This window comes from Rhodopseudomonas palustris BisB18, from assembly GCF_000013745.1.
GTDB lineage: Bacteria > Pseudomonadota > Alphaproteobacteria > Rhizobiales > Xanthobacteraceae > Rhodopseudomonas_A > Rhodopseudomonas_A palustris_F.
Window position 1 is genome coordinate 4,496,177 of sequence record NC_007925.1, and the last position, 26,969, is coordinate 4,523,145.

At 65.9% G+C, this 26,969-nt stretch carries 24 protein-coding genes; 8 read left to right on the plus strand and 16 right to left on the minus strand.

Translation table 11 applies throughout. From position 1 onward, the window contains the following. Positions 1-16: 16 nt before the first annotated feature. Positions 17-1,585 carry an AAA family ATPase gene (locus RPC_RS20230; protein ID WP_157043261.1) on the plus strand — a complete coding sequence of 523 codons (1,569 nt, stop codon included), beginning with the start codon at positions 17-19 and terminating at the stop codon, positions 1,583-1,585. A gap of 9 nt (positions 1,586-1,594) precedes the next feature. Here the strand turns inward: RPC_RS20230 and RPC_RS20235 are convergent, their stop codons facing one another. Both RPC_RS20235 and RPC_RS20240 read right to left on the minus strand, forming a co-directional pair. Then, on the minus strand, positions 1,595-3,382 hold the full coding sequence (locus RPC_RS20235; RefSeq protein WP_011474455.1) for a PHA/PHB synthase family protein: 1,788 nt from the start codon (positions 3,380-3,382) through the stop codon (positions 1,595-1,597). Positions 3,383-3,413: 31 nt separating this feature from the next. Next, on the minus strand, positions 3,414-4,238 hold the full coding sequence (locus tag RPC_RS20240) for a universal stress protein (protein ID WP_011474456.1): 825 nt from the start codon (positions 4,236-4,238) through the stop codon (positions 3,414-3,416). 168 nt (positions 4,239-4,406) lie between these two features. Here RPC_RS20240 and RPC_RS20245 point away from each other — a divergent pair, with 168 nt between their 5' ends. The 7 genes from RPC_RS20245 (at position 4,407) to RPC_RS20275 (ending at position 11,418) form a co-directional block, all read left to right on the plus strand. Further along, positions 4,407-5,240, plus strand: coding sequence for a universal stress protein (locus RPC_RS20245; protein ID WP_011474457.1), 834 nt, complete (start codon positions 4,407-4,409; stop codon positions 5,238-5,240). 160 nt (positions 5,241-5,400) lie between these two features. Then, entirely contained in the window at positions 5,401-6,129 is a 729-nt protein-coding gene (locus RPC_RS20250) for a CBS domain-containing protein (RefSeq protein WP_011474458.1), read from the plus strand. 147 nt (positions 6,130-6,276) lie between these two features. Beyond that, positions 6,277-7,818 (plus strand): sensor protein FixL, encoded by a 1,542-nt coding sequence (gene fixL / locus RPC_RS20255; protein ID WP_011474459.1) that lies wholly within the window; start codon positions 6,277-6,279, stop codon positions 7,816-7,818. Next, positions 7,808-8,425, plus strand: coding sequence for a response regulator FixJ (gene fixJ / locus RPC_RS20260; protein ID WP_011474460.1), 618 nt, complete (start codon positions 7,808-7,810; stop codon positions 8,423-8,425). Before fixL ends, fixJ begins: the two co-directional genes overlap by 11 nt. An 84-nt stretch (positions 8,426-8,509) precedes the next feature. Further along, positions 8,510-8,920, plus strand: coding sequence for a response regulator transcription factor (locus RPC_RS20265; RefSeq protein WP_011474461.1), 411 nt, complete (start codon positions 8,510-8,512; stop codon positions 8,918-8,920). A gap of 98 nt (positions 8,921-9,018) precedes the next feature. Then, on the plus strand, positions 9,019-9,708 hold the full coding sequence (locus RPC_RS20270) for a helix-turn-helix domain-containing protein (RefSeq protein ID WP_011474462.1): 690 nt from the start codon (positions 9,019-9,021) through the stop codon (positions 9,706-9,708). A gap of 402 nt (positions 9,709-10,110) precedes the next feature. Then, positions 10,111-11,418, plus strand: a complete 1,308-nt coding sequence (locus tag RPC_RS20275; protein ID WP_011474463.1) for an O-acetylhomoserine aminocarboxypropyltransferase/cysteine synthase family protein — start codon at positions 10,111-10,113, stop codon at positions 11,416-11,418. A 9-nt stretch (positions 11,419-11,427) separates the two neighbouring features. Here the strand turns inward: RPC_RS20275 and RPC_RS25680 are convergent. The 14 genes from RPC_RS25680 to RPC_RS20350 all read right to left on the minus strand — a co-directional run bounded on the left by RPC_RS25680 (position 11,428) and on the right by RPC_RS20350 (position 26,940). Beyond that, a protein-coding gene (locus tag RPC_RS25680) for an IS630 family transposase (protein ID WP_085978895.1) occupies positions 11,428-12,497 on the minus strand; the annotation gives its coding sequence in 2 pieces (ribosomal slippage) (positions 11,428-12,011 and positions 12,011-12,497; 1,071 coding nt in all). A gap of 280 nt (positions 12,498-12,777) precedes the next feature. After that, entirely contained in the window at positions 12,778-14,148 is a 1,371-nt protein-coding gene (locus RPC_RS20290; protein ID WP_011474466.1) for an NADH-quinone oxidoreductase subunit N, read from the minus strand. After that, positions 14,145-15,587, minus strand: a complete 1,443-nt coding sequence (locus RPC_RS20295; RefSeq protein WP_011474467.1) for a complex I subunit 4 family protein — start codon at positions 15,585-15,587, stop codon at positions 14,145-14,147. The genes RPC_RS20290 and RPC_RS20295 overlap by 4 nt, the downstream gene beginning before the upstream one ends. Beyond that, the gene (locus RPC_RS20300) at positions 15,578-17,542 is read right to left on the minus strand and encodes an NADH-quinone oxidoreductase subunit 5 family protein (protein WP_041802139.1); all 1,965 of its coding nucleotides are present in this window, start codon (positions 17,540-17,542) and stop codon (positions 15,578-15,580) included. The genes RPC_RS20295 and RPC_RS20300 overlap by 10 nt, the downstream gene beginning before the upstream one ends. Before the next feature lie 2 nt (positions 17,543-17,544). Further along, a complete protein-coding gene (nuoK, locus tag RPC_RS20305; RefSeq protein WP_011474469.1) occupies positions 17,545-17,853 on the minus strand; it encodes an NADH-quinone oxidoreductase subunit NuoK in 309 nt (102 codons plus the stop codon). After that, positions 17,850-18,350 carry an NADH-quinone oxidoreductase subunit J family protein gene (locus RPC_RS20310; protein WP_041803116.1) on the minus strand — a complete coding sequence of 167 codons (501 nt, stop codon included), beginning with the start codon at positions 18,348-18,350 and terminating at the stop codon, positions 17,850-17,852. The genes nuoK and RPC_RS20310 overlap by 4 nt, the downstream gene beginning before the upstream one ends. Beyond that, entirely contained in the window at positions 18,347-18,862 is a 516-nt protein-coding gene (gene nuoI / locus RPC_RS20315; protein ID WP_011474471.1) for an NADH-quinone oxidoreductase subunit NuoI, read from the minus strand. The genes RPC_RS20310 and nuoI overlap by 4 nt, the downstream gene beginning before the upstream one ends. Continuing rightward, positions 18,859-19,833, minus strand: coding sequence for an NADH-quinone oxidoreductase subunit NuoH (gene nuoH, locus RPC_RS20320; protein WP_011474472.1), 975 nt, complete (start codon positions 19,831-19,833; stop codon positions 18,859-18,861). The genes nuoI and nuoH overlap by 4 nt, the downstream gene beginning before the upstream one ends. Next, the gene (gene nuoG / locus RPC_RS20325) at positions 19,830-22,445 is read right to left on the minus strand and encodes an NADH-quinone oxidoreductase subunit NuoG (protein ID WP_011474473.1); all 2,616 of its coding nucleotides are present in this window, start codon (positions 22,443-22,445) and stop codon (positions 19,830-19,832) included. Before nuoG ends, nuoH begins: the two co-directional genes overlap by 4 nt. Next, positions 22,442-23,728 carry an NADH-quinone oxidoreductase subunit F gene (locus RPC_RS20330; protein WP_011474474.1) on the minus strand — a complete coding sequence of 429 codons (1,287 nt, stop codon included), beginning with the start codon at positions 23,726-23,728 and terminating at the stop codon, positions 22,442-22,444. Before RPC_RS20330 ends, nuoG begins: the two co-directional genes overlap by 4 nt. Beyond that, positions 23,725-24,198: an NADH-quinone oxidoreductase subunit NuoE gene (nuoE, locus tag RPC_RS20335; RefSeq protein WP_011474475.1), complete on the minus strand. Its 474-nt coding sequence runs from the start codon at positions 24,196-24,198 to the stop codon at positions 23,725-23,727. Before nuoE ends, RPC_RS20330 begins: the two co-directional genes overlap by 4 nt. After that, positions 24,195-25,940 (minus strand): NADH-quinone oxidoreductase subunit C/D, encoded by a 1,746-nt coding sequence (gene nuoC, locus RPC_RS20340; protein WP_011474476.1) that lies wholly within the window; start codon positions 25,938-25,940, stop codon positions 24,195-24,197. Before nuoC ends, nuoE begins: the two co-directional genes overlap by 4 nt. Next, positions 25,937-26,554, minus strand: a complete 618-nt coding sequence (locus RPC_RS20345; RefSeq protein ID WP_011474477.1) for a NuoB/complex I 20 kDa subunit family protein — start codon at positions 26,552-26,554, stop codon at positions 25,937-25,939. Before RPC_RS20345 ends, nuoC begins: the two co-directional genes overlap by 4 nt. Next, positions 26,551-26,940, minus strand: a complete 390-nt coding sequence (locus RPC_RS20350) for an NADH-quinone oxidoreductase subunit A (RefSeq protein WP_011474478.1) — start codon at positions 26,938-26,940, stop codon at positions 26,551-26,553. The genes RPC_RS20345 and RPC_RS20350 overlap by 4 nt, the downstream gene beginning before the upstream one ends. Between the last annotated feature and the right edge of the window lie 29 nt (positions 26,941-26,969).

The following is a 26,969-nucleotide window of genomic DNA, read 5'->3' on the forward strand; positions in this document are numbered from 1 at the left end:
GTAAATGTACCGGTCCATGCCTTTTTCCTGCGCACCCGACGATCTGCAACAGAAAGTCTTCGCCTTCTTGGCGAATTCGGCGAACCATGGCGATCGACCGGTGCATGTCGTCACCACGCATGGCGCAGCGGTGTTTCTGGCGGGTGACCGCGCGCTGAAGATCAAGCGCGCGGTGCGGTTTCCCTATCTGGACTATTCCACGCTGGACAAGCGCAAAGCCGCTTGTGACCAGGAAGTGAGCATCAATCGGCTGTTCGCGCCGCAGATCTATCGCGGCGTCGTTCCGATCACGCAGCGGGCCGACGGCCGGTTCGAGATCGCCGGAGACGGCCGGGTGGTCGAATGGGCGATCGATATGACGCGGTTCGACGAGCGGCAAACCGTCGATCTTCTGGCCGAAGCCGCGCCGCCGGAAACCGCGCTGCTGCTCGACATCGCCGAGGTCATCGCAGCCTCGCACGCGGCGGCGCCGATCGTCGCACGCGGTCCTTGGATCGATTCTATCTTGCGGATCGTTGCCGGTAACACCAAAGCGTTCCGCGCCGGCGGCTTCGACGGAGCGGCGATCGCGGCGCTGGATGCCGCCAGCCGCGCCGGCTTTGCGCGGCTGCAACCGCTGCTCGATCGACGCGGCGAGCAGGGGTACGTGCGACGCTGCCACGGCGACCTGCACCTGGCGAACATCGTGGTGATCGACGGCAAGCCGGTGCTGTTCGACGCCATCGAATTCGATCCCTCGATCGCGTCGACCGATGTGCTGTACGATCTCGCCTTCGTGGTGATGGATTTCATCCACTACGACCGCGCAGCGGCCGCCAGCGTTGTTCTCAACCGTTACCTCGCCATCACCTCCGACCAGCATCTCGACGCGCTGTCGGCGCTTCCCTTGCTGATGTCGATGCGCGCGGCGATCCGCGCCAATGTGATGCTGTCGCGGCCCGCACAGGACGCCGCGCATCTGGCCGAGATCCGACGCACCGCCGAGAGCTATTTCACGCTGGCCTGCCGGCTGATCGCGCCGCCGCAGCCGCGCTTGATCGCGATCGGCGGATTGTCGGGGACCGGCAAATCGGTGCTGGCGCGCAGTCTGGCGAGCACCATCGCGCCGCTGCCGGGCGCGATCGTGCTGCGCTCCGACGTGACGCGCAAGCAGCAGTTCAACGTCAAGGACACCGATCGATTGCCGGCCGAGGCCTATCGGCCGCAAGTGACCGCTGAGGTTTATCGGACGCTCTGCCAACGCGCGGCAAGAATCCTCGCCCAGGGACACTCGGCGATGGTCGATGCGGTCTTCGCACGTGAGGACGAGCGTCGCGCGATCAGTGAGGTTGCCGAGCGGGCCCAGGTTCCGTTCGATGGCTTGTTTCTGGTCGCTGACTTGGCGACCAGAATCGCGCGAGTCAGCAGCAGGATCGGCGACGCCTCCGATGCAACGGCCGAGATCGCCAAAGCGCAGCAGGCCTACGACGCCGGTGTCATCGATTGGACGATCGTCGATGCCGCGGGCACACCCGACCAGACGCTGCTGCGGGCAACCGAGGCGCTCACCACTCCTCGCGCAATACCCCGCGGCGCCGGGGCATAACGCAGCGCGTCACGGCTGCATCACGTAGCTGCCAGGCGCATCGGCCAACGCCATGTTGTCCGCGCCGCGTCCTCCGATCGCCGGCGGATCGACCATCTCGCCGGAGCGCGCGGCAAGCCATCGCGCAAACTCGTTCCACCAAGACCCTTCGACATGCGGCGCGACTTTGAGCCAGTCGTCGGGCCCGATATACGGGGCGTCGGCGGCCTTGGTCAGCACTTGGTAGGACCGGCCGGAATCGCCGGGGGGCGCGACGATGCCGACATTGTGGCCGCCGCTGGTCAGCAGATAAGTGATTTCGGCGTCGGCGAGAAAATGGATCTTGTGGGTCGATTTCCACGGGGCGACGTGATCGCGCAACGTGCCGACCACGAACATCGGCGTGTGAATGTCGGAGAGCGACACCGGCCGGCCGTCGACCGCATAACGTCCGCCGGCGAGATCATTGTTGAGAAACAGTTTGCGCAGATATTCCGAGTGCATTCGGTATGGCAGTCGCGTCGCATCGGCGTTCCACGCCATCAGATCGCTCGGCGGGGCGCGCTCGCCGATCAGGTAGTCGTGGACGAGCCGCGACCAGATCAGATCGTTGGAGCGCAGGATCTGGAACGCGCCCGCCATCTGCGTGGTGTCGAGCACGCCGCGGTCCCACATCATGTCCTCGAGAAACGCCACCTGGCTTTCGTTGATGAACAGCGTGAGCTCGCCGGCTTCGGTGAAATCGGTTTGCGCCGCCAGCAAGGTGATCGACGTCAATCGGCTGACGCCGTCGCGCGCCATCGCCGCCGCGGCGATCGCCAGCAACGTGCCGCCGAGGCAATAACCCACCGCATGGATCCCCGCGTCCGGCACCAGCCGGGTGATCTCCACAACCGCTGCGTCGACGCCGAGCTTTCGGTAATCATCGAAGCTGATGTCGCGGTCGCGGGCCTCGGGATTGCGCCACGAAATCATGAACACGGTGAAGCCGCGGTCGACCAGGAATTTGACCAGCGAGTTTCTCGGCGACAGATCGAGAATGTAGTATTTCATGATCCAGGCCGGCACGATCAGGATCGGCTCGGGATGCACCTGGGGCGTCGACGGCGCGTATTGCAGCAGTTCGATCAGGTCGTTGCGGTAGACCACCTTGCCCGGCGTCACCGCGACGTCCTTGCCGACCGTGAAGCGATGATCGGCGACCGGCTTGCCGGATTGCAGCGCTTGCAGGTCGCTCCACCAATTCTGCAGCCCGGCCGCGAAATTGCTGCAGCCCGTCGCGATCGCCTTTTGGATCACCTCGGGATTGCTGACGGCGAAATTCGACGGAGCGAAAGTGTCGAGCAGTTGCCGCATCGAGAACGCAACGATTGCCTCGTTCTGATGCGACACGCCGCGCACGCCGGTGGTCGCGGTCTGCCAGCATTGCTGGGCCAACAGGAAGCCCTGCGCCATCAGATTGAACGGCGCCAGTTCCCAGCCCGGTCCCGCGAAGCGCCGATCGGCAGGCTGTGGCTTGATGCTCGCCCAAGGCGTCTCTGGAAGCCGTGCCGCGGCCGCGGCGAACTGCCCGGCGGCGTGCATCGCGGCCTGCGCGATATCGAGCCGCCTGGCCGGGGCCGACATCAGGTGAAGCAGCCAATCGGTATAGGCCAGCCTCAGGGCCGCCGGCGAGATGCCGCCGGTGAGCCGCGCCAGCGCGGCATGAAACAGCCGGTCCGCGCGTTCCGACGCCGACCCCTCTGCCTCGCCAGGGCTGATGGCGACCTCGGTCGGAACGTCGGGAGCGAGGGCTGCGGCGACCTGTGGCTGCGACATCGGCCGATCTCCTTGAACGCAGGCTATCCGATCAATGCGACAGCAAAGCGCAGCGGCTCGGATGCGCGACCAGATGCTGGGTCACGCCGCCCAACACCCATTCGCGAAACCGCGAATGTCCGTAAGCGCCGGCGACCACCACGCCGGCATCGACGGCGGTGGCAATTCGCTCGAGTTGCACCGCGACATTGCCGCCGACCTCCGGCACAAAGCCGGTGGCCGCGACGCCATGCCGGCCCAACCAGGCGACGACGTCAGCGACCCCGGCCTTCGCATCCTGATGGTTGCCGTCATCTTCGACGATCTCGGCGACCTTCACTTTGCCGGCTTTGCGCAATAGCGGCAGCGCATCGACGACCGCCCGCCTGGCTTCCGGGCAATCTTTCCACGCGACCAGCATGCTGGTCAGATTGATCGGCCCGGTGGTCTCCGGCACCACCAGCAAGGGCCGCCCGACCTGCATCACCAGATCCGCGGGATCGGCCACCGCGAACGGATCGGTCAACGTGCCGATGGCGCCGGTGACCACGAGATCGGCGGCGCGGGCCTGCAGGGCGATGTATTTGGCCGGAATCTCCACCGCACAGCGCCATTGCACCTGGCGCGCATGACCCTGCATCGCGGCGCGGAATTCCGCCTCGAGTTCTGCCGTCCGCTTGGTGATGACTTCGGAGCCTTGCGCCAGCAGCTTTTGTGCCTGTTCGCCGGACGTGTAGTATAGCGGCGGGCTGAAATCCGACGCCGCGACCCCGATCACGCCGGCATCGAACTGGTCGGCCAGCTTGACAGTGACGTCGAGCCGGCGCGTGTTGGGCCGGTCAAGCGCCAAGCTCACCATCACGGTCGCATAAGTCATCGGTTCCCCCTGCCGGGCCCCATTCCCATCTCAACTCGCGGCGATACCAAGTCATCTAAGCTTGGATCATCGGCGACGGGATGAGATAGATCAAAGTGGCGCGCTGCGACGCCGGTATAGTCAATCCATGCCAAAATCGCCGATCAGTATCAAAGAAAGACCGCCGCAATGTTGAACGATATTTTGGTCCATCTTCCGGTCGATCGCCCCGCCGAGTCGTTGATCGACTGCGCCATTTCCGTCGCCAAGCTGTTCGACGCGCATCTGGACGGCATCGCCTGCGCCTATCAGCCGATCAACCCGGCGATCGTGGTCGGCGCTTCCGCGGCCTATTTTGCCGACGCGACGCAGTACAACACCGATCTCGATCTGGCTGCGCAGAGACTCGACCAATTCGAGATCGCCGTGCGATCCTCCGGCCTGTTGCATGGCGGACGGACCCTGTGCGACAGCCCGGCGCTGGCCAATCAGACGCTGTCGGAGATTTCGCGACTTTACGACCTGAGCATCGTCGCCCAGGCGGACCGCGCCCGGCCCAGCCACCACGACGCCCTTCCCGAAGCGGTACTGTTCAATTCGGGTCAGCCGATGCTGCTGATGCCCTATATTCATACCGGACCGCTCAAGCTCGATCGGGTCCTGATCTGCTGGGACGGCAGCCGACCGGCGGCCCGCGCCGTCAGGGACGCCACGCCGTTCCTCCACAAGGCTGCGCAGATCGAGATCGTGGCGATCAACGAGGACGACGACGTGCCGGAGGAATTGTCATCGGATGCGTTGGTGGCCCACCTCGCCCGCCACGATCTGGCGGCGTCGGCCAACAAATTCGCCTGCGAACCGGCGAATATCCACAGTGCGATTCTCTCGTTGGCGGCCGACACCAGCGCCGATCTGCTGGTGATGGGCGGCTACGGCCATTCGCGGATTCGCGAATTCGTGCTGGGCGGCGTGACCCGCGGCATGTTCAAGTCGCTCACCGTTCCGGCGCTGATGTCGCATTAGTTCTGTTTCTGGCTCAGGACTCAAGCCGCCATCCGGGCGCGACGAAAACCGGTTAGCACGGATGCGCGCCGCACAGCCAATGGTTGACCTGCATCAATCACTGGCGCCATCGTAGCGAATAGGTTTGCAGGATCGCCAATGGCGAGTTCGGGAGACAAACATGCGTGCGCATCAGATTATGACCCGGCAAGTGGTCACCGTGAGCCCTGACGCTTCGATCGTCGATGCCGCCAACATCATGCTGTCGCAGCACGTCAGCGGACTGCCCGTGGTCAACGCAGCCGGCGAACTGATCGGTATCATCTCGGAGGGCGATTTTATCCGTCGCGCCGAAATCGGCACCGAACGCAAGCGCGGCCGTTGGCTGCGGCTGTTGCTCGGCCCCGGCCAATCGGCGTCCGATTTCGTTCACGAGCACGGCCGCAAGGTCGGCGAGATCATGACCACGCATCCGCACACCGTGAATGCCGAAGCCACCGTCGCCGAGATCGTCAAGGCGATGGAGAAACACCACGTCAAACGCTTGCCGGTGATGCAGGACGGCCGGATGGTCGGAATCGTCACCCGCAAGAACTTGCTGCAGGCGGTGGCCAATTTGGCGCGCGACGTGCCTGCGCCGAGCGAGGCCGACGACAAGATCCGAGGCCGCGTCACCGCCGCGATCGAGCACAATGATTGGCGGCCGTTCGGGCTCAGCGTCATCGTCCGCGACGGTGTGGTCCATCTCAGCGGCGTGATCACCGAGGAACGCTCCCGCAAGGCGGCGATCGTGGCCGCCGAGAATGTCTGCGGGGTCAAGGAGGTCCACGATCACCTGTGTTGGGTCGACACGATGTCCGGATTCTACCTGAACTCCCCGGAAGACGACCAGATGTCGAAAGCGATCTGACGTCCAACCCGCCGGGGCCACCGCCGATGTCGTGATGGCGGCGGTCCCCGCCATCGCCGGACTTTGAATTGCGACTCGTTCCGACTGTGTTGCGAACCCGAATGTCGTTGTGATATGAACGACATAATTAACGGGTGAAGGCGGAGCGTGACCGATAGAAAACAACCCTCCCTTGATGAACGGTCGCGTAGTGAACGCCTGCAGTTCGGCATTGAGGAATCCGGCATCGGGGTGTGGGAACTCAACCTGGCGACCCGGCAACTGAGCTGGTCGAAGACCGCCCGGGACCTGTTTGGATTCTCCGGCGACAAGCCGATCAGCTACGATATTTTCCTGTCCTTGCTGACGCCTGAGGATCGCGCCCGCACCGTACTGGCGCTGAAACAGTCGGTTGATAGCGGCGACAATTTCGACGTCGAATACCGGATCGAGCGACGGCCGGGATCGGGAACCTGCCATTGGGTCCGGGCTCGGGGCGGCGTGGTGAAGGCTGAGGACGGCACGCCGCGCCATCTGTGCGGCATCATCCTCGACATCGACGACCAGAAGCAGCTCGAAGAGGCGCTGCGAACCCAGCAGAGCCAGCTGCGCTCGATCCTCGACACCGTGCCCGACGCCATGATCGTCATCGACGGTCACGGCATCATGCGCTTCTTCTCCAGCGCGGCCGAGCGGCTGTTCGGCTATTCGGAAGGCGAGGCGATCGGCCGCAACGTCAGCGAACTGATGGCGGGGCCGGATCGGGCGCGTCACGACAACCATCTCGACCGTTACCGCGCCTCCGGCGAACGGCACATCATCGGAATCGGCCGAATCGTCACCGGCAGGCGCCGCGACGGCACCACCTTTCCGATCCATCTGACGATCGGCGAGATGCGCTCCGGGGGCGAACCTCACTTCACGGGCTTCATCCGCGACCTCACGGAATATCAGCAAACCCAGGCCCGGCTCCATGAGCTGCAATCTGAACTGGTGCACGTCTCCCGGTTGAGCGCCATGGGCGAAATGGCGTCGGCCCTGGCCCATGAACTCAACCAGCCGTTGTCCGCGATCAGCAATTACATGAAAGGCTCGCGCCGGCTGCTAAGCGGTAGTAACGATCCCAATCGGCCGAAGATCGAAGCCGCCATGGACCGCGCTGCCGAACAGGCGCTCCGTGCCGGCCAGATCATCCGCCGACTGCGCGATTTCGTGTCGCGGGGGGAGTCGGAAAAGCGCGTGGAGAGCCTTGCCAAATTGATCGAAGAAGCCGGCGCGCTGGGCCTCACCGGCGCCCGCGAACAGGGGGTGTTGCTGCGTTTCAACCTTGATCGGCAAAGCGACATGGTGCTGGTCGACCGGGTCCAGATCCAGCAAGTCTTGGTGAACCTGTTTCGCAACGCCGTGGAAGCTATGGCGCATTCTGACAAGAGAGAGCTGGTTGTGGCAAACAACAGGGTCGCCGATCACATGATCGAAGTCGCGGTTTCGGATACCGGCAGCGGATTTCACGACGACGTCAAGTCCAACCTGTTCCAAACCTTTTTCACCACCAAGGAAACCGGAATGGGAGTCGGACTGTCGATCAGCCGTTCGATCATCGAGGCCCATGGCGGGCGGATGTGGGCCGAGACCAATTCCGCAGGCGGCGCCACCTTCCGTTTCACGCTTCCCGCCGCAGCCAGTGAGGATCTCGCCGATGCCACCTAGGGGCAACGTGTACGTGATCGACGACGATCCCGCGATGCGGGATTCGCTGGAATTCCTGCTCAGTTCCGTCGATTTTGAGGTCGTGCTGTTCGAGTCGGCAGTGGCGTTTCTGGAAGTGGTTGAAACGCTGGAGTTCGGCTGCGTGGTATCGGATGTGCGAATGCCCGGCATCGACGGCATGGACCTGCTGAAGCGATTGAAGGCGAACCGCAACCCGCTGCCGGTGGTGATCATGACCGGACACGGCGACGTTCCGCTGGCGGTCGAGGCCATGAAGCTTGGCGCCATCGATTTCATCGAGAAACCGTTCGAGGACGATCGGTTGATCGGCATGATCGAAACCGCGCTCACGCAACCGAAGGATGGCGTCAGAAGCGACGCCATCGCGCCCGAGATCGCGGCGCGGATCGAGACGTTGTCGCCGCGGGAACGTCAGGTGATGGACGGCTTGGTCGCCGGCCTCTCCAACAAGGTGATCGCTCGCGAATTCGACATCAGCCCGCGCACGATCGAGGTTTACCGGGCGAACGTCATGACCAAAATGCAAGCCGGCAGCCTGTCGGAACTGGTTCGCATGGCAATTCGCGGTGGAGCCCTCAAGGATTGAGTTAGATCAAGCTCGCCCGCGAAGAACTGTCCTATCTGAAAGGATGTACTTTTCAACCCACTTCACGCTGCGCGGGCATTCGTGATGGCGAGCGCGGCTACGATTGTTTATGTGGTGGACGACGATTTCGGCGTGCTCGGCTCGTTGCGCTTTTTGCTGGAGACCGATGGCTTCGAGGTCCGCACCTTCCGCAACGGCGCGGCACTGCTGGACGCGGTGGCGGAAAACAAGGTCGATTGCATCGTGATCGACTACAAAATGCCGACCATGAACGGCATCGACCTGGCCAAGAAGCTGCGCGCCCGGCGCATCGAGGCCCCGATCGTGCTGATCACCGGCTATCCCGATGAGAGCATCTCGGCGCGGGCCGCCGCTTCCGGCGTCTATCACGTGGTGCTGAAGCCGCATCTCGAGGAAAGCCTGGTGAACCATATCCGCGGCGCCATGCAGGAAAGCCAGGCCCCGAACGCCGGCTCCGGTCGCGACCTCCGGTAAACTACTTAGGGGAACCTCCTTAAGATAAGCAGCGAAATTTCTGATCTGGGTCAGATTGGCTAGAAATCCTCCATCAACTTCCGAACAGGAGATGGCGAATGCTCAACCAGTCGGTCAGAACTTCGGACGGCAACGCCAAGTCGGGCAACACGGCCTTCGCCTCGGGCGACCAGTTCTCGACGGTAACCGGCCATGCCGGTCTAGTCGCCTCCGAATTTTCCTACCGGAAGGAAGAGGAAATCTACGGCGAGGACGAAACCTCCGAATACGTCTATCAAGTGGTATCTGGAGCCGTTCGCAACTACAAGCTGCTGTCCGATGGTCGCCGCCAGATCGGCGCCTTCTATCTCCCGGGCGACGTGTTCGGCCTTGAATCGGGGCCGGTGCATCGGCTGACCGCCGAAGCCATCGTCGACACCACGGTCCGCCTGTTGAAGCGCCGCAGCCTGGAACAGGCAGCCGCCACCGACGTCAATGTCGCTCGCAGCCTGTGGGCGATGACCGCCGGCGAATTGCGCCACGCCGAAGATCACATGCTGTTGCTCGGCCGCAAGAATGCGATGGAGCGCGTCGCCAATTTCCTGCTCGAGATGGATCGCCGCCTCGCCGTCGCTGGCCTGATGGCGCTGCCGATGTGCCGCCGCGACATCGGCGACTACCTCGGCCTCACCCTCGAAACCGTTTCTCGTGCGCTGTCGCAACTCCATAGCCAGGGCGTGCTTGGCTTCTCCGGAGCCCGGCAGATCGTGCTGCGCAACCGTCAGCACCTGCACAACATGGACGCTTGAGCGTCGCTGCTCAACCGTGCGGCGGCGACCTTCGCTGCTGAGGCCCTCCTTGGGCGTTTCCTCCCTAGACTTGGCCGCCAGCAATGGCGGCCTTTTTCTTGGCCGCCAGCGCACGTTGCACGGCGCGGCGATGGACCGCCGCGGCCACCTGCGGCCTGCGCCGGATAGAAGAATATTCTGTCTCCCGGGTACATTTCGAGGAAACGCCGGGCCTGCGAGCTGATGCACTGCCAGGAGGAGATTTTTATTTCCCCTCTCCGGTTGACTTCGGTTCGGGCGAAAGGCGTGATTGCGGCTTCAGGGCTCTGTGCATCGCACCGCGGACGCAACCAGCGTCACCTTGCTGATGTGCAACGCTGCCGTCGTCACTCATCGACCCTCATTGTCGAAGGATCCTTTCCGATGACCAGAAAGCTTCATCCCGATACGCTCGCGCTTCACGCCGGCTGGCGCGCCGACCCGGCCACCGGCTCAGTCGCGGTGCCGATCTTTCAGACCACCTCGTACCAGTTCCACAACACCGAGCACGCCGCCAACTTGTTCGCGCTGAAGGAACTCGGCAACATCTACACGCGGATCGGCAACCCGACCAATGACGTGCTGGAGCAGCGCGTGGCGGCGCTTGAAGGCGGCGTCGCGGCGCTCGCGGTGTCGTCGGGCCAAGCCGCTTCGGCGTTCTCGCTGCAGAATCTTGCCCGGGTCGGCGACAACGTCGTCAGTTCCACCGACCTCTATGGCGGCACCTGGAATCTGTTCGCCAACACGCTGAAGGACCAGGGCATCGAAGTGCGCTTCGTCGACCCGGCGGATCCCGAAGCCTTCGCCCGCGCCACCGACGATCGCACCCGCGCCTACTACGCCGAAACCCTGCCGAACCCGAAGCTGGCGGTGTTTCCGATCGCCGAAGTCGCGGCGATCGGCCGCAAGTTCGGCATTCCGCTGATCGTCGACAACACCGCCGCCCCGTTGCTGGTGCGTCCGTTCGATCATGGCGCGGCGGTCGTGGTGTATTCGGCCACCAAATATCTCAGCGGCCACGGCACCTCGATCGGCGGCCTGATCGTCGACGGCGGCAATTTCGACTGGGAGAAATTCCCGGAACGCCAGCCGGCGCTGAATACGCCCGATCCGAGCTATCACGGCGCGGTCTGGGTCGAGGCGGTCAAGCCGATCGGCCCGGTCGCCTACATCATCAAGGCCCGCACCACGCTGTTGCGCGACATCGGCTCGGCGCTGTCGCCGTTCAACGCGTTCCAGATCATTCAGGGCCTTGAAACCCTGCCCTTGCGCATCGAGCGCCACGTGCAGAACGCGCAAGCCGTCGCCGACTTCCTGGAGAAGCGCCCCGAGGTCACCAAGGTGATCCATCCCTCCAAGTTGACCGGGGTCGCCCGCGAGCGCGCCGACAAATATCTCAACGGCAAGTTCGGCGGCCTGGTCGGCTTTGAACTCGCCGGCGGCAAGGAGGCCGGGCGCAAATTCATCGACGCGCTGCAGCTGCTGTACCACGTCGCCAATATCGGCGATGCTCGCAGTCTGGCGATCCATCCGGCCTCGACCACGCATTCGCAGCTCTCGGTCGAGGACCAACTCGCCACCGGCGTGTCGGACGGCTACGTGCGGCTGTCGGTCGGCCTCGAGCACATCGACGACATCATCGCCGATCTGGAAACCGGCCTTGCCGCGGGACGTCTGGCCGCCGCCGCGTAATACCAACGGTCATTGAGATTGACCGACATGTGCCCAGTCTCGCATCCCGATTGAAGTGATTGTGTTGGGTTGTGCGACGAGTTTTTGCCACGCTTCGCAGGCCGTATCGACTATGGCGTCGTAGGATTCGAACACGCGGTTTGAGAGCCAGTTGGCCCGCATGTACTGCCAGATGTTCTCGACCGGGTTCAGTTCTGGCGAGCGCGATGGCAGGAATATCGGCGTGATGTTGTTGGGCATGTCGAGGTTCGTCGTGGTGTGCCATCCGGCGCGGTCCATCAGCAGCACGGCCTGCGCGCCTTTGGCGACGTGACGGGATATCTCGTTGAGATGAAGCTGCATGGCCTCGGTGTCGGCTTGCGGCAGCGCGAGCGCGGCGCCGGTGCCGCGCGCCGGACAGATCGCGCCAAACAGGTAGGCGTTCTCATAGCGCTGGTCGGCGGGCTGTCGCGGCCGCGATCCGCGCCTGGCCCATTGCCGGACCACGCCGTTCTTCTGGCCGATCCTGGCCTCGTCCTGGAACCAGATTTCGATCGGGGTGCCTTCGGGCACCTCCGCCAGATGCACGCTCAATGCGCGCGAGAAGTTTTTTTGAAAGCCTCCATGATCTCGACATCCTGCCCCGGATGCCGAGGCCGCGCGCTGACGTGCGAGAAGCCGAGCTTCTTCAACAGCGTGCCGACATGCCGCTCATGATAGTCGACGCCGAAGCGCTCCGCGATCACCCGCTTCAGATCGACGCGGCGCCAACGCACCACGCCGTCCAGCTCCCAATCGGGGCCGGCCTCCACGATCGCCGCGAGTTCGGCCTGCTGATCCGGCGACAGCCGTGAAGCCGGTCCACTGGCCCAGTTGTCCAGCAGCCCGTCGGGGCCAGCTTCGTTGAAGCGATGAACCCAGTCCCGCAGCGTCTGTCGATCCATCCCGCCGATCCGCGCTGCGTCGGTGCGGTTCATCCCGTCCAGAACGGCCGCCAGCGACAACAGCCGCCGGCTTTGGTTGTTGTCCTTCGATCGCTTCGCTAGCTGCCGGAGTTCCCCGGCCGAAAAATCCGTTCGCAATGGCACCGCTGATGGCATGGCGCGAATCCTCCCCACGCCATCGAATCAGATCCGCACCAGAGAGGGGATCACAAATGAGTCAGATACCGGCGCCGTTGGTATAATCACTGCAGGATCTCTCCACACCGCGATTGCCGCGCAGGATGACCCCCACGTCATCCTGCGCTCTTTCGTTTGGAGAACTTTCGGTTGGGACTGATCATCCAACCCAATGTCGTCGTCATTCCGGATTGCGAGTTCGAAGAACGAGCAAGTCCGGAATGAAGGCCCAGGACTCTTGAAGCGCCTCAATCCAACGCTATCGCACCGCGAGCGCGGAGTTCACCGCGGTGATCAGCACCAGCGGCTCGAAGCCGAACAACATGATCAGTCCGAAGCAGAAGATCAACAGCAGACGATCGAACCGGTGCCGTGGCGCCGGTTCGATGCCGCCGTGGCCAAAAAACGGCGCGGTGAAAAACCGAATGTAATAGTAGAAGCCGAGCGCCGCGCCGAACGCCGCGATCCCCAGCAGGATCCAGGACTGCGACTGCACCAGCGCCTTGAACAGATAGAGTTTAGCCACGAAGCCGCCTGCCACCGGCAGGCCCGCCAGCGACAGCAATCCGACCGACAGGGAGGTGGCTTCGAGCGGCCGCTTGCGCGCCAGCCCGCGTAGATCCTCCAGCATCGGCGCCGGGCCGAGCATCGCCGAGGCGCACAACGTCGCGGTCAGCGCCGGCGCGTAGATGCCGAGATAGAACAGCACCGCCTCATTGGTGCCCGGCGCGCCGGACGCCAAAATCATCGCGATATAGCCGGAATGCGCGATGGTCGAATAGCCCAGCATGCGGGGCAACAGCTGCTGCCGCAGCGCCAGCACATTGCCGACCAGCACCGACGCAGCACCGAGCGTGGCGAGACCCGCACTCCACAACGGCTGCGGCAATTGCGCCTCGGTGTTGAGCCGCAGGATCGCGATCGCGACCGCGGCCTTCGACACCACGCCCGCCAGCGCCGCGGCGCCGGCCGGCGCGCCCTGGAAGGCGTCGGGCGTCCACATGTGGAACGGCGCCAGCGAAAACTTGAAAGCCAGACCAGCCAGCAGCAGCGCGGTGCCGAGCGCGAACAACGGACCGTGGCCGACCCAGCCGGGAAAATCCAGCGCGCCGGTTTCGGCATAGATCAGCGCCACACCGAGCAGCTGCGCCGAGGTGGCGAGCCCGCTCATCACCAGGAACTTGTAGCTCGCCTCCAATGCCTTCTCGGTCAGCGGGAAGGCAAACAGCGCGATCAGCGACAGGCTGATCAGCTCGAGCCCGAGAAACAGCGTCGCGGCGTGGCCGGCGCCGGTCAGCGAGGCGGCGCCGAGCGCCACCAGCGCCACCAGCGCCGGCGCTTCCTTGGCGACGCCGCCGACCCGCAGGAACACCAGCGCGGCGAGCCCGAACAGCGCCGCATAGGCGGTGCCGTAGCGCGCCAGCCCGTCGTCGGTGAACAGCGCGCCGATCGGCGCCGCCGGGATGCCGGCCCGCAGGATCTCCAGCAGCGCCGCCACGGCGAGACCTGTCGCCGCAGCGATCCGCGCCGCGCCGGCGGTTTGCGTGAGAGGCGCCAGCAGCATCGCGACCACCGCGCCGATGGCGAGGGCCGCAAGTGGCGATAGCGCGGCGAGCTGGGCTGTGGTCATGGCAGCTGCGGCACCAGCGCCGCCTTGATCGCCGGGCCAACTAGGCCGATGACGCTTTGCGGATAGAGGCCGACCAGCACAGTGCCAACGGCCAAAGCAATCACGGTGGCGACTTCACGCCAGCCGAGATCGCGCACGACCTTCGGGGAGGCTGCGCCGAAGGTGACGCCCTTCAACAGCCGGGTGCCGTACACCACCGAGACGATCAGCGTGCTCAACGCCACCAGCGCAAACGGCCAGCTGACTTGGAAGATGCCGACCACCACCAGCGCCTCGCCGACGAAATTCGCCGTCCCCGGCAGCGCCAGCAGCGCCGAACAGAACAGCGCGAACGCCGCGGCGAACCGCGGCGCGCTTTGCTGCAAGCCGCCAAGTTCGCGCAGGTCGCGAGTCTGGGTGCGCTCGTACAAGGCGCCGATCAGCAGGAACAGCGCCGAGGCGGAAAACGAATGCGCCACCATCTCCACCGCCGCACCGGCCAGCGCGTATTCCACTCCGGCGGCGACGCCCATCAGCACGATGCACATATGCGCCACCGAGGTGTAGGCGACCAGCCGCTTGGCGTCGGTCTGACCGCAGGCCACCACGCCGCCATACAGCGCACCGGCAGCGCCCAGCGCGATGCCATAGGGCGCCAGCACGACGAGTCCGTCGGGAAACAGCATCGGGCTGAACCGGAACAGGCCGTAGGCGCCGGTCTTCAACAATAAACCGGCGAGCAGGATCGAGCCCGCGGTCGGCGCCAGCGTGTGGGCATCCGGCAGCCAGGCGTGGAATGGCGGCACCGACAGCTTGACCAAGAACGCCAGCGAAAAACCCAGCAACAGCCAGACCTGCATCGGCGTCGACAGCTTCAGCTCGGCGAGCGTGAAGGCGTTGAAGGTCATGGTGTCGGCCATCGACGCCAACCCGAACACCCCGGCCAGCAGGCCGAAGCCGGCCACCGCGTTGAAGATCAGGAATTTCAGCGCGGCACTTTCCTTGGCGCCGTGGCCCCACACCGCGATCAGCATGAAGCTCGGGATCAGCTGCGCCTCCCAGAAGAAGGCGAACACTAACAGATCGAACGACAGAAACACCCCGATGGTGGCCGAGACGGTCCAGCACAGGCAGGCGTGAAACAGCCCGGAATCGACTTTGATCTCGTGCCATGAGGCCATCACGCCGATGATGCCGAGGCCTGCGGCGATGCCGACCAACGCCGCCGACAGCCCGTCGAGCGCGAGATTGATCGAAATTCCGAACGACGGCACCCAGGGAAGATCGACCTGCGCCAGCCAACGGCCATCGTCGCCACCGGCGACGCTGACGATCAGCACAATGAGCGTGACGGCGAGCGACGCGATCGATACCCAGCGTGGCGCCTCGCCACGTCCGCCGAGGAAATAGGCCGCAAAGCCGCCGAGCATCGGAAGCAAGAGAAGCGCAATCAGCGCCATGACGTCCCCCAGGCAAACAACAGAAGTCCAGCGAAGCCGAGCGCCAAGCCCAGCGATTGATCCCGCACCCGGCCGGTCTGGATTCGGTGCACATGCTCCCAGGCCCGCCCGAGCGACCGCGCAAACCGCATCCACAAAAGGTCGATCCGGTCGGGATCGAACACCCTGACCACGGCCTGCACCAACCGCGTCGCCGCAGCGACCAGCGCGCGGCCGATCGGATCGCCGGCCACCAGCTTCACCACGTCGAACGGGGGCGCCTCTTCGACTTGAGCGACCGCCGCCTGCTCCCCGCTCGGCCCCGCCATGACGTGGCTAAGCTTGCGGAAGCCGCGCACCAAAATGAAGTAATACAGGCTGTCGATGCGGAACACCTTGCGATGCCGCAGCTTGGCCCTGAGCTGGTCGAGCAGTTGCGGATAAACCACCAGATGCCGCGCCAACGCGACGCCTGCGAGCGGCGCCGCTGCGCCGAGCAGTTCGGCAATCAACGACGGATCATTCAGCGTGCCGCCATCGAAGCTGATCAGCGCATTGACCAGGAAACCGCTGAGCAACGCCAGCACTGCCAGCGCGATCAACGGCGCCCAGACCGCAAGCCCTTCCCACGGTGCGATCGACTTGTCCGGACCCCGGCTCGCCGCAACAAACACCACGCGAAAACTGTAGGTGCCGGTCAGCACCACGGCCGCGACCGCCAGCGCCCACAGCGGCACGCCCCACAATCCGCTGCTCAGCACCGCGCCGAGCATGGCTTCTTTGGAGTACCAGCCGGCGGTGACCAGCGGCAGACCGGCGAGTGCCGCGGCGCCGATCGCGAACGTCCAGAACGCCAGCGGCTGGCGGCGCCGTGAGCCGCGCAGCGCGTTGATGTCGGTGTCGCCGTGCGCGCCGTGACTCATGATGCCGGCGCTGAGAAACAGCAACGACTTGAACACCGCGTGAATCGCGAAATGCGCCAAGGCCGCGGCCGGTGCGCCGATGCCGAGCGCCAGCACCATAAAGCCGATCTGGCTCATGGTAGAGAACGCCAACAGCTTCTTGACGTCGGTCTGCAGCAACGCTGCCAGCGCCGCCAGCATCGCGGTGGCGAGCCCGAGCACGGCGACGCAGGCCGAGATTTCCGGGGCTGCGGCGAACAGCGGCGCCAGCCGCACCAGCAGGATCACGCCGGCCGCCACCATGGTGGCGGAATGCAGCAGCGCCGACACCGGCGTCGGTCCGGCCATCGCGCTCGGCAGCCAGGTGTGAAACGGGATCTGCGCCGATTTGCCGAGCGCGCCGATCGCGATCAATCCTGCAATCGCCGCCAGCTGCCAGGCGTCGATCGCACCGACGCCGGCCAGCATGCCGTCGAACCGCGTGGTGCCGGTCGCCAGGAACAGCAGCATCAGCCCGGCGAGCAGCATGGTGTCGGCAACGCGGGTGGTGACCAGCGCCTTGGTGCCGGCGGCCACCGCCTTCGGCCGCTGCGTGGTGTAGGCGATCAGGAAGAAACTGCACAGCCCGATGGTTTCCCAGCCGAGAAACAGCAAGAGCACGTCGGCGGCCAGCACCACCGCCAACATGCCGGCGAGAAACAGGTTCATATAGGCGAAGAACCGCCGCAGGTCGTCGACCGGCTCCTCGCTCATATAGGCGCCGGCATAGATCATCACCAAGGCGCCGACCACCGCGACGGTGATGCCGGCAACCACGCTCAACGGATCGAGCGACATTGCGATTTGCGCGGCAAGCGCGCCGACATGAATGGTCAGGATCGTCGCCACCGCGCCGGTTTCGCAGCCGCCGCCGAAGCAGGACACCACCACCGGCAGCAACAGCAGCACCGGCACGATCGCCGCGCCGACGCCGAGGCCGATCACGACGCCGCGCGAAATCCGCAGCGGCGCCAGCGCCAGCAGCACGAAGCCGAGCAGCGCGGAGACCGGGACGAAGGGCAGCAGGCTGGCCATGCTCATCCCTTCAACCCGCTGACGGCGTCGCTGTCGTCGCTGCCTTTGCTGCGGCGAATCCGCAGAAACAGCGCCAGACCGACCGCGACCTCGGCGGCCGCCAGCGTCAGCACCAGCACGAACATGCCCTGCCCTTCGGCGTCGCCGTGATAAGCGCCGGCGGCGATGAAGGCCAAAGCCGGGCCGCTCAAAGCCACTTCCAGCGAAATCAGCTGAAACAGGATGCCGCGCCGCGCCAGCACGCCGAACACACCCGCGGCGAACAGCCCGGCGGCGACGATCATCATCCCGGTGAGCGCGGTGCCGGTCATGCGTCTGGCTCCTGGGCGCGGTCGCGGCCGATGTGGCGGACGCCGATCAGGCCGGCGAGCAGCAGGAACGAGGCGAGTTCGATCGCCCAGGCCCAGGGCCCGAACAGCAAGCGGCCGACCGCTTGCGCTGCGATCGGCGCGGTGTTGCCGGGCGCCTGCTCGCCGATCCCGAACAGAAACGGCGCCGCCACCAGCACGCTGATCGCCGCTGGCATCGGCCAGCTGCGCCTCAGCATCGCGCGCTCGCGGGCGATCGCCTCCGGCGAGGTGCCGACCGCCATCACCACAAACACGAACAGCACGATGATCGCGCCGGCATAGACCATGATCAGCAGCACCGCGGCGAACGCAGCACGCAGCGCAAAGAACGACGCCGCCAGCGCCAGCAGCATCGCCAACAGATACAACAGCGCATGCACGACGTTATACCGCGTCACCGCAAGGGCGGCGGCGATCAGCGCCAATGATCCGGCATAGACGGCGAGAAGCGGGCTCAGGGTCGTAGTCCCTTCAAATCTACGGGCGGCGCCTCGTGCTCGGCATCGCCCTTGTCCTTCCCCGTGATCGCCTTGCCGGCGACCGACCAATAGCGATAGCCGCGCACCTTGCCCTCACCGGCGATCAGCAGATCCTTCTTGTCATAGACCAGCGCGTCGCGCCGCCACTCGCTCAATTCGAAATCCGGCGTCAGCTGGATCGCGGCCGTCGGACAGGCCTCCTCGCAATAGCCGCAGAAGATGCAGCGCGCAAAATTGATTCGGAAGTGCTCGGGATACCAGCGGCCGTCCTCGGCCACCGCCTTCGACAGATCGATGCAGCCGACCGGACAGGCCACTGCGCAAAGATTGCAGGCGACGCAGCGCTCCTGGCCGTCGGGATCGCGGGTCAAGACGATGCGGCCGCGGCTGCGCGGCGGCAATTGCGGCTTCACTTCCGGATATTGCACCGTCACCGTCTTGGCCGCGAGCTTGCGGCCGACGCGCAACAGCGCTTCCAGCCATCCGATCATGGCGCGCTCCTCGCTACCACGATGAGGCCGGTGAGCAGCAGATTGGCCAGCGCCAGCGGCAGCGCGATCTTCCAGGCGAACCGCACTAGTTGATCGTAGCGCGGCCGCGGCAACGTGGCGCGGATCCAGATGAAGATCAGCGCGATGACGCCGACCTTGAGCCCGAACCAGATCGGCCCCGGCAGATACGGTCCGAGCCAAACCGGCCCGAGCCAGCCGCCGAAGAACAGCGTCACCGCCAAGGATGCGACCAGCAGCACCGCGAGATATTCGCCGAGGAAGAACAGCCCGAACGACATCCCGGTGTATTCGGTGAGATAGCCCGCGACCAGATCGTTCTCGGATTCCGGTAGATCGAACGGCAGCCGGTGCGCCGCGGCGACGCCGGCAATGCAGAACAGCGCCGCGCCGAACGGCTGCAGCAGCACGAACCAGACGTCGCGCTGGGCGTGCACGATCTCGGTCAGCGACAGGCTGCCGGCGATCATCACCACGCCGAGCAGCGACAGCCCGAGAAACGCCTCATAGCCCAGCATCTGCGCGGCGGCGCGCAGGCCCCCCATCAGCGCGAAGCGGCTGTGCGAGGCCAGCGCGCCGAGCACCACGCCATAGACCGTCAGCCCCATCATGCCGAGCAGGAACATCACGCCGACGTCGATGTTTGCCAGCGCCAGCCCGTCGCCGAACGCCACCACGCCGAAGCCGGCGAGCACCGGCGTCGCCGCCACCATCGGCGCCAGAATATAGGCGACGCGATCCGCACCCGGCGGCGGCCGATCCTCCTTGGTCAAAATCTTCACGGTGTCGGCGACCCATTGCAGGAAACCGAACGGGCCGACGCGGTTGGGGCCGAGCCGCTCCTGCACGAAGCCGAGCACGCGGCGCTCCACCCAGGTGAAGGTGCCGGCGACCACCAGCAGCACCATGATCAGCATGGTGGAGATGATCGCGGTGAGCGCCATGCCGATCATCGCGCGGCCTCCACGCGGATGCGGCGCAGCGAGCCGCGCGGCGCGAGCGTGCCGACGCTGACCGCGACCACGCCGCGCGCCAGACCGGATTCGAGCGTCAGCGAAGCTGCGCAGGCGACGCCGTCGAGCATCACTGAAGCGCCTTCGGCGAGGCCGAGTGCGGCGGCGTCATCCGGGTGCAGCAGCAGCCGTGGCGCCGGCGCCCGCGCGGCAAGTAACGCGCTGGCGCGGCCGGTCTCCGAGCCGGAAAATACGTCGTAGAGCGGCACCAGCAGCAGGCCGTGGCCTTCGATCGGATCGAACGGCGCAGCTTGCGGCAACGCCGCGTCGTCCTGCTTGAACAGCCGCGCGCCGGGATCGCCGCCGCGCAACGGCCCGCCGATCTCTTCCTCGAACCGCGTCACCGCGTTGGCGGAATGCAGCCCATGGGTTTCGTAACCGGTCAAGAGCGCCGGCGGCACGTCGGCGCCGCGGGCGCCCTCCATGCCGTAGCTGAGCGGCGAATCCGGATCGGGCTTCGGCGTCGCCGCGGGATCGCGTCCGGCGCGATCATCCGCGGTGTGCGCCGATAATGGCCGCGGCGCGCGGGCGATCTTGCCATGAGCGCAGGAGCATGACGCATCGGGGGCGGCGCCGACCACGCCCGCCAACTCCGGCTCTGCGGTGACGAGATCGTTGATGATCGCATCCAGCGTAGCCCAATCGCCGGCGCCGAGCGCCGCCAACCTGCGCCACGACGCAGGGGCGTGCTCATGCGGCTGCACCGCGGCGAAGAAACGCTGCGCGCGGCCTTCGTAGTTCACAAACGTGCCGGCGGATTCGCTGAACGCCGCCACCGGCAACGCCACGTTCGCGCGCTCAGAGGTTTCGGTGCTGAGCGCGTCGAGCGCCACGACAGTTTTCGCCGCGGCGAACACGCGCTCCACCGCGCGACGCGGCGCGCGTTCGCAAAGTTCGTTTTCCAGAACGATGACGTTGCGCGCGCGGCCCGCCTCGAGCGTCGCGGCCGCGGCTTCGACGCCGTCGCCGCCGAGCAGCGCCAGGCCGAGGCTGTTGGCCTCCGGCGCGATCAGTACGATCCGCGCCTTCGCGCCGAGCGTCGCCAGGATCGACGCCGCCGCCTCGACGATCTGCGCCGCGCCAAGGCTCGCACCGGCGATGATCAGCGGCCGCTGCGCCGCCGCTAGCACATTGGCGGTGTTGCTCGCCTCATTCGGCGCCTCGCCGCCGGATAGGGCCGCAGCGACGGCGTCGCCGAATGCGGCGATGCTCAGCGGATCGAGTCTCAGCGACAGCGCCGCAACATCGTCGAGCGCGTCCGGCGCCGGCGTCGCCAGCACGATCGGGCTGCGGCGGCCTTCGCCGGCGGTGCGCACCGCCTGGTCGAGCCAATGCGCCACGCCCTTTTGCATCGCGAGCGCACGTTCGGCGCCGCGCGCCGTCTGCCGCAGCGCCAGCGCGATCCGCGGAGCCGCGTTGGTCAGATCCTCGCCGAGCACCAGCACGGCGTCGCACGCCTCGATCTCCGAGAGCGTCGCGATCCGGTCCGGTGCGGCGCGCAGGATTTCGACGATACGCCGCACCAGCTTCGCTTCGGCGTCGGAAACACCAGCGAAGAAGCGTTCGGCGCCGACCAACTTGCGCAGCGCATAGTTCGCCTCCAGCGAGGCGCGCGGCGAACCGATGCCGATCGCGCCTTGCTCGATCGCGATACGTGCCGCGGCTACCGCGTCGTGCTCGGTGGCAGGCGCGCCCGCGATCTGCGGCGCCGTGAGCCGCTGCGGCGATACAACATGCAGCGGCCCGAACCGGCCGCGGTCGCACAGGAAATAACCGTTCAGCGCGCCGTGGTAGCGATTCTGCACCCGGCGCACGCGGCCGTCGCGCTCGCTGACGAACAAATTGCAGCCGACCGCGCAATGCGGACAGATCGATGGCGCTGCGCGCATGTCCCATTTGCGGGCATAGTCGTGCGACCAGCCCTTGTCGTTGAACACCCCGGTCGGGCAGACCTCGGCGAGATTGCCGGCGAACGGGCTTTCCAGCACGCCGTCCTCGGCGCGGCCGAAATACACGTTATCATGGGCGCCGAACGCGTCGAGGTCGCGGCCGCCGGCATAGTCGCGATAGAACCGGGTGCAGCGATAGCAGGCGATGCAGCGGTTCATCTCGTGGGTGAGCAGCGGTCCCAGATCCTGATTGCGGTGGGTGCGCTTGTCGAAGCGATAGCGGCGCTCATGGTGTCCGGTCGCCACCGTCATGTCCTGCAAGTGACAGGAGCCAGCCTCCTCGCACACCGGGCAGTCATGCGGATGGTTGACCATCAGCCATTCGATCACCCGGGCGCGGAAGTTCGACGCCTCCGGATCGGCGACCGAGACCCGCAAGCCGTCGGTGGCCAGCGTCATGCACGACATCACGATCTTGCCGACGCTGTCGTCAGGTCCCGAATAGACCCGCACCGCGCATTGTCGGCAGGCGCCGAGCGACCCCAGCGCGCCGTGCCAGCAGAAATACGGCACGTCGATGCCGTGCGCGAGACACACCGACAGCAGGTCGGCGCCGGCCTTGGCCTCGATGATGCGGCCGTCGATCTCGATCCTGACGCTCATGATCGGCGCACCGGGCAATGGCCGTTGAGGTGTGCTGCGAAGATATCGCCGAACCGCTCCAAGCCGCTTTTCACCGGCGTCATCGCACCCGCCATCAGGTCGCAGAAGCTGCGCCCGGACGGCCCAGCCAGCTCCACATGCATATGCAACAGGTCGATGTCCTCAGGCTTGCCGTGGCCGGCCTCCAGCGCGTCGAGCAGCTTCGCCACCCATGGCAAGCCATCGCGGCACGGCGTGCACAGCCCGCAGCTCTCCCGCGCGTAAAATCTTGCATGGCGGCCGATCGCCGCGACCGGGCAGCTCTGATCATCGAGCACGATCACGGCGCCGGTGCCGAGCGAACTGCCGGCCTTCTTGACGTGGGCGAAATCCATCGGCACGTCGAGCTCGGCTTCCTGCAGAAACGCCGTGGCGCCGCCGCCGGGCTGAAACGCCAGCAGCTTGCGGCCGTCTCGAATCCCGCCGGCCATCTCGATCAGTTCGCCGGCCGGCGTACCCATCGGCGCTTCGATCAGTTGCGGGCGGGCGACCCGCCCGGAGATGCCATAGAGCTTGGTGCCGCCTTCGGCCGTCCGCGACAATCCCTGAAACCACTCCGCGCCGTTCTGCACGATGTGAGGGACCGCCGACAGCGTCTCGACATTGTTGACGGTGGTCGGCCGGCCCCACAGCCCGCTCTGCGCCGGATAAGGCGGCCGATGCCGCGGCACCGGGCGTTCGCCCTCGATCGCGGCGATCAGCGCGGTCTCCTCGCCGACGATGTAGCGTCCGGCGCTGGTATGCAGCCGCATCTTCAGGCCGAAGCCGGAGCCCAGAATATTGCGGCCGAGCAGACCCGCGGATTCCGCCTCGGTGATGGCGCGGGTGAGCGCCACCGCCGCGGCGCGATAGGCGTCGCGCACCAGGATGATCACTTCGGTGGCGCCGATCGCGTAGGCCGCGAGCATCGCGCCTTCGATCAGTTGATGCGGCAGCGCCTCCATCAAAAGGCGATCCTTGAACGAGCCCGGCTCCATCTCGTCGCCATTGACGCAGAGATAGCGCGGCCCGTCGCCGGCGGCTTCGGCGGCCTTGCGCATCAGCCGCCATTTGGTGCCGGTGAGGAAGCCGGCGCCGCCGCGGCCGCGCAGCCCGGAATCCTCGACGATCGTCACCAGCGCGTCGGGCGAATGCCGTTGCAGCGCGCCGCGCAGCGCGTCGTAGCCGCCGAGCCGCTGCCATTCGGCGAAGCGATGCGGTTCGCGGCCGGGTTGGGCGCGGCCGGTCAGCGGGGTCTCGCTCATCGCCCGCCCCCGATCAGTTGGTTGAGGTCGTCGGCGCTGAGCGGGCCGACCAGTCTGCGGTCCGGGCCGACCAGCGCCGCGGGGGCGACGTCGCAGCCGCCGATGCAGCAGACGTTGATCAGCGTGAACTTGCCGTCCGGCGTAGTCTCGCCGAAGCCGATGCCGAGCCGTTGCATCACCGCATCGCGCACCGCATCGCCGCCGCACAAGTAACAGCTCAAACCGTCGCAGAGAAGGATCACGGTCTCGCCGACCGGCGAGCGGAAAATGTGGCTGTAGAAGGTGGCGAGGCTGTCGATCTCCGCGGTGCTGACGCCGAGCACGCTCGCGGCCTCGGCCAGATGCGCGTCGGAGACGTAGCCCTCCACGGCCTGCACCAGCTTCAAGGCTTCCAGCATCGCAGCCTTGGCGCCGCCGTGGCTGTCGGCGGCTTTCCTGATCGCTTGCGTGGTTTGCGGGTTCAGCGTCATCGGTCGACGTCCGACATCACGTAGTCGATGCTGCCGAGATAGGCGACCAGATCGGCCACCGTCAGCCCGGGCGCGATTGTGGCGATCGATTGCAGATGCGCGAATGACGGCGTGCGAATCCTGGTGCGATAGGCCGTAGTCTCGCCGTCGGAAACCACCGCGTATTGCGTCAGTCCACGCACCGATTCCACCTGCCCGGTGGCTTCGCCAACCGGCACCACGGGCCCCCAGCTGGAGCCTACGAAATGGTGAATCATGGTCTCGATGTCGTGCAGCATGCGCTCGCGCGGCGGCGGCGTGGTCAAGGGATGATCGGCCTTGATCGGCCCCGCCGGCATATGGTCGAGGCATTGCCGGATGATGCGCAGCGATTGCCGGATCTCGTCGACCCGCACCCGTGCGCGGTCGTAGCAGTCGCCGCGATGCCCGGTCGGCACCTCGAACTCGAAATTCTGATAGCCGCCATAGGGCCGCGCCTTGCGCATGTCCCAGCCGCAGCCGGTGGCGCGCAGGCCCGGGCCGGTGATGCCCCAGTCGAATGCAGTCGCGGTGTCGTAGGCGGCGATCCCGACGGTGCGTGCGCGAAAAATCTCGTTGCGCATCACCATGCCTTCGTAATCGTCGAGCCGCGCCGGCATCCAGTCGAGGAAGTCGCGCACCAGCGCGTCCCAGCCTTCCGGCAAATCCGCCGCCAGCCCGCCGATGCGAAACCAGCCGGGATGCATCCGCGCCCCGGTGATCGCCTCGATCACCCGGTAACCGCGCTCGCGGTCGGTGAACATGTAGAACACCGGCGACATCGCCCCGGTGTCCTGCGCCAGCGTCCCGTAGAACAGCAAGTGATTCATGATGCGGAAGATCTCGCACAGCATGATGCGCACGGTCTGCGCGCGTTCCGGCACGGCGATGCCGCACAACCGTTCCACCGCCTGCAGATACGGCATCTCGCCCATCACCCCGCCGAGATAATCGATGCGGTCGGTGTAGGGAATGTATTGATGCCAGCTCTGCCGCTCGCCCATCTTCTCGGCGCCGCGGTGGTGAAAGCCGATATCGGGCCGTGCCGCGACGATCTCCTCGCCGTCGAGCGCCAGCACGATGCGGAACACGCCGTGCGTCGCCATGCTGTGCGGGCCGTAGTTCAGAATCATCAGTTCGACGCCGTCGCGCTGCGTCGGCAGGCCCAAAGCCTCGGGATCGACGGCCAGCGCCTGTTCTTCAGCGTCGAACCGCGCCGCGGTCATCACGAAGGGCGGCCGTTCGGTGGCGCGCGCCGGCTGATCCTTGCGCATCGGATGGCCGTCCCACAACGGCGGCATCAAAATCCGGCGATGATCGCGGCGGCCTTCGAAATGCACGCCGAACATGTCGAAGGCTTCGCGCTCGTACCAGTCGGCGTTGGGATAGATCTCGGCAATCGTATGCGCCCGCGGGTCGTCGGCGGGAAGCGCGCATTTCAGCCGGATGTCGGCGTTGCGTTCAAGCGACATCAGGTGGCTCGCAATGGTGACGCCGGACGGCGGCTGCCCCTCGCGATGATGCCGCGCGGTCTCGTCGATCGCCCACAGATCGACCAGCAGCGGAAACGGCCGCTCGATTTCGTGCTTCAGATAGCGATGCAGCGCCGGCATCGCCTCCGGCTTGATCCACAGCGTCGGGAACGCGTCGTGCGTCGGCTGCTCGCCGAACACCGCCTCACCGAACCGCGCGCTGAGTTCGTTGACCAGTTCCACCGCGCTCACAATTTCTCCGGGGGATCGAGCAGGGTCTGCGCCATCCGTTCGTCGCGCCGCTGGTCGCGCCGCCGCGGCGCATCGAAGCCGAGGCCGGCGCTGTTGCCGACGGTGACGCCGAGCGGCCGGTGTTCGCTACCGACTTGCTGCTGCAGCATGATCAACGCGTCGAGCACCGCTTCCGGACGCGGCGGACAGCCGGGGATATAGACGTCGACGGGCAGAAAACTGTCGACGCCCTGCACCACCGAATAGATGTCGTACATGCCGCCGGAATTGGCGCAGGCCCCCATCGAAATCACCCAGCGCGGCGCCCGCATCTGTTCGTAGAGCCGCAACAGCGGCGCCGCCATCTTGTGGAACACCGTGCCGGACACCACCAACAGGTCAGCCTGCCGCGGCGAGGCGCGGATCACCTCGGCACCGAACCGCGCCTGATCGTACACCGAGGTCAGCGCGGTGACCTGTTCGACGTAGCAGCAGGACAGACCGAAATTGAACGGCCACAGGCTGTTCTTGCGCGACCACGCCACCAGGTCTTCCAGCCGCGCGAACAGGCTGGTGCGCGCCATGTGTTCTTCGACCGAGATGTCTTCCCCGGGACGCTGCAGTGTGTAACTCATTTGCGCTCTCCCGGACCCCAGTCGAGCGCGCCGTCGATCCACAGATAGACCAGGGCCAGCAACAGCACGCCGATGAAGATCGCCGCCTCGATCAGACCGACCCAGCCGGCCTCGCGCGCCGCCACCGCCCAGGCGAACAGGATCGCGGCTTCCATGTCGAAAATCACGAACAACGCGGCGATCAGGAAATACGGCGCGTTCTGCGGACCTTGCGGCGGCGCCGCGGGCAGCACGCCGCCTTCGTAGGGGGTGTCAGGCCGCGCGCCGGCGCGTTTTTCGCGCAACACCGCCGCGACCCCAATGATCGCCGCGACGATGCCGGCCGACAGCGCGACGTGGATCGCCAGCGCCGCACCGGAATCGATCGGAAACAGGAAATCACCCAACGGCAGAACTCCAAACCCCCAAGCCCGGT

Bases quoted from the DNA above. Each gene is read 5' to 3' on its own strand.
- RPC_RS20235 (WP_011474455.1), bottom strand. From the start codon at position 3,382: ATGTCGCAGCCACAGGTCGCCGCAGCCCTCGCTCCCGACGTTCCGACC.
- RPC_RS20295 (WP_011474467.1), bottom strand. From the start codon at position 15,587: ATGGCGCTGATTGCGCTTCTCTTGCTTCCGATGCTCGGCGGCTTTGCG.
- fixJ (WP_011474460.1), top strand. From the start codon at position 7,808: ATGCCACCTAGGGGCAACGTGTACGTGATCGACGACGATCCCGCGATG.
- nuoE (WP_011474475.1), bottom strand. From the start codon at position 24,198: ATGACGCTGAACCCGCAAACCACGCAAGCGATCAGGAAAGCCGCCGAC.
- RPC_RS20270 (WP_011474462.1), top strand. From the start codon at position 9,019: ATGCTCAACCAGTCGGTCAGAACTTCGGACGGCAACGCCAAGTCGGGC.
- nuoI (WP_011474471.1), bottom strand. From the start codon at position 18,862: ATGATCGGATGGCTGGAAGCGCTGTTGCGCGTCGGCCGCAAGCTCGCG.
- nuoG (WP_011474473.1), bottom strand. From the start codon at position 22,445: ATGAGCGTCAGGATCGAGATCGACGGCCGCATCATCGAGGCCAAGGCC.
- RPC_RS20275 (WP_011474463.1), top strand. From the start codon at position 10,111: ATGACCAGAAAGCTTCATCCCGATACGCTCGCGCTTCACGCCGGCTGG.
- RPC_RS20240 (WP_011474456.1), bottom strand. From the start codon at position 4,238: ATGACTTATGCGACCGTGATGGTGAGCTTGGCGCTTGACCGGCCCAAC.
- RPC_RS20300 (WP_041802139.1), bottom strand. From the start codon at position 17,542: ATGGCCAGCCTGCTGCCCTTCGTCCCGGTCTCCGCGCTGCTCGGCTTC.
- nuoK (WP_011474469.1), bottom strand. From the start codon at position 17,853: ATGACCGGCACCGCGCTCACCGGGATGATGATCGTCGCCGCCGGGCTG.
- nuoH (WP_011474472.1), bottom strand. From the start codon at position 19,833: ATGATCGGCATGGCGCTCACCGCGATCATCTCCACCATGCTGATCATG.
- RPC_RS20330 (WP_011474474.1), bottom strand. From the start codon at position 23,728: ATGAGCGAGACCCCGCTGACCGGCCGCGCCCAACCCGGCCGCGAACCG.
- RPC_RS20290 (WP_011474466.1), bottom strand. From the start codon at position 14,148: ATGACCACAGCCCAGCTCGCCGCGCTATCGCCACTTGCGGCCCTCGCC.
- RPC_RS20345 (WP_011474477.1), bottom strand. From the start codon at position 26,554: ATGAGTTACACACTGCAGCGTCCCGGGGAAGACATCTCGGTCGAAGAA.
- RPC_RS20250 (WP_011474458.1), top strand. From the start codon at position 5,401: ATGCGTGCGCATCAGATTATGACCCGGCAAGTGGTCACCGTGAGCCCT.
- RPC_RS20265 (WP_011474461.1), top strand. From the start codon at position 8,510: ATGGCGAGCGCGGCTACGATTGTTTATGTGGTGGACGACGATTTCGGC.
- RPC_RS20230 (WP_157043261.1), top strand. From the start codon at position 17: ATGCCTTTTTCCTGCGCACCCGACGATCTGCAACAGAAAGTCTTCGCC.
- RPC_RS20245 (WP_011474457.1), top strand. From the start codon at position 4,407: ATGTTGAACGATATTTTGGTCCATCTTCCGGTCGATCGCCCCGCCGAG.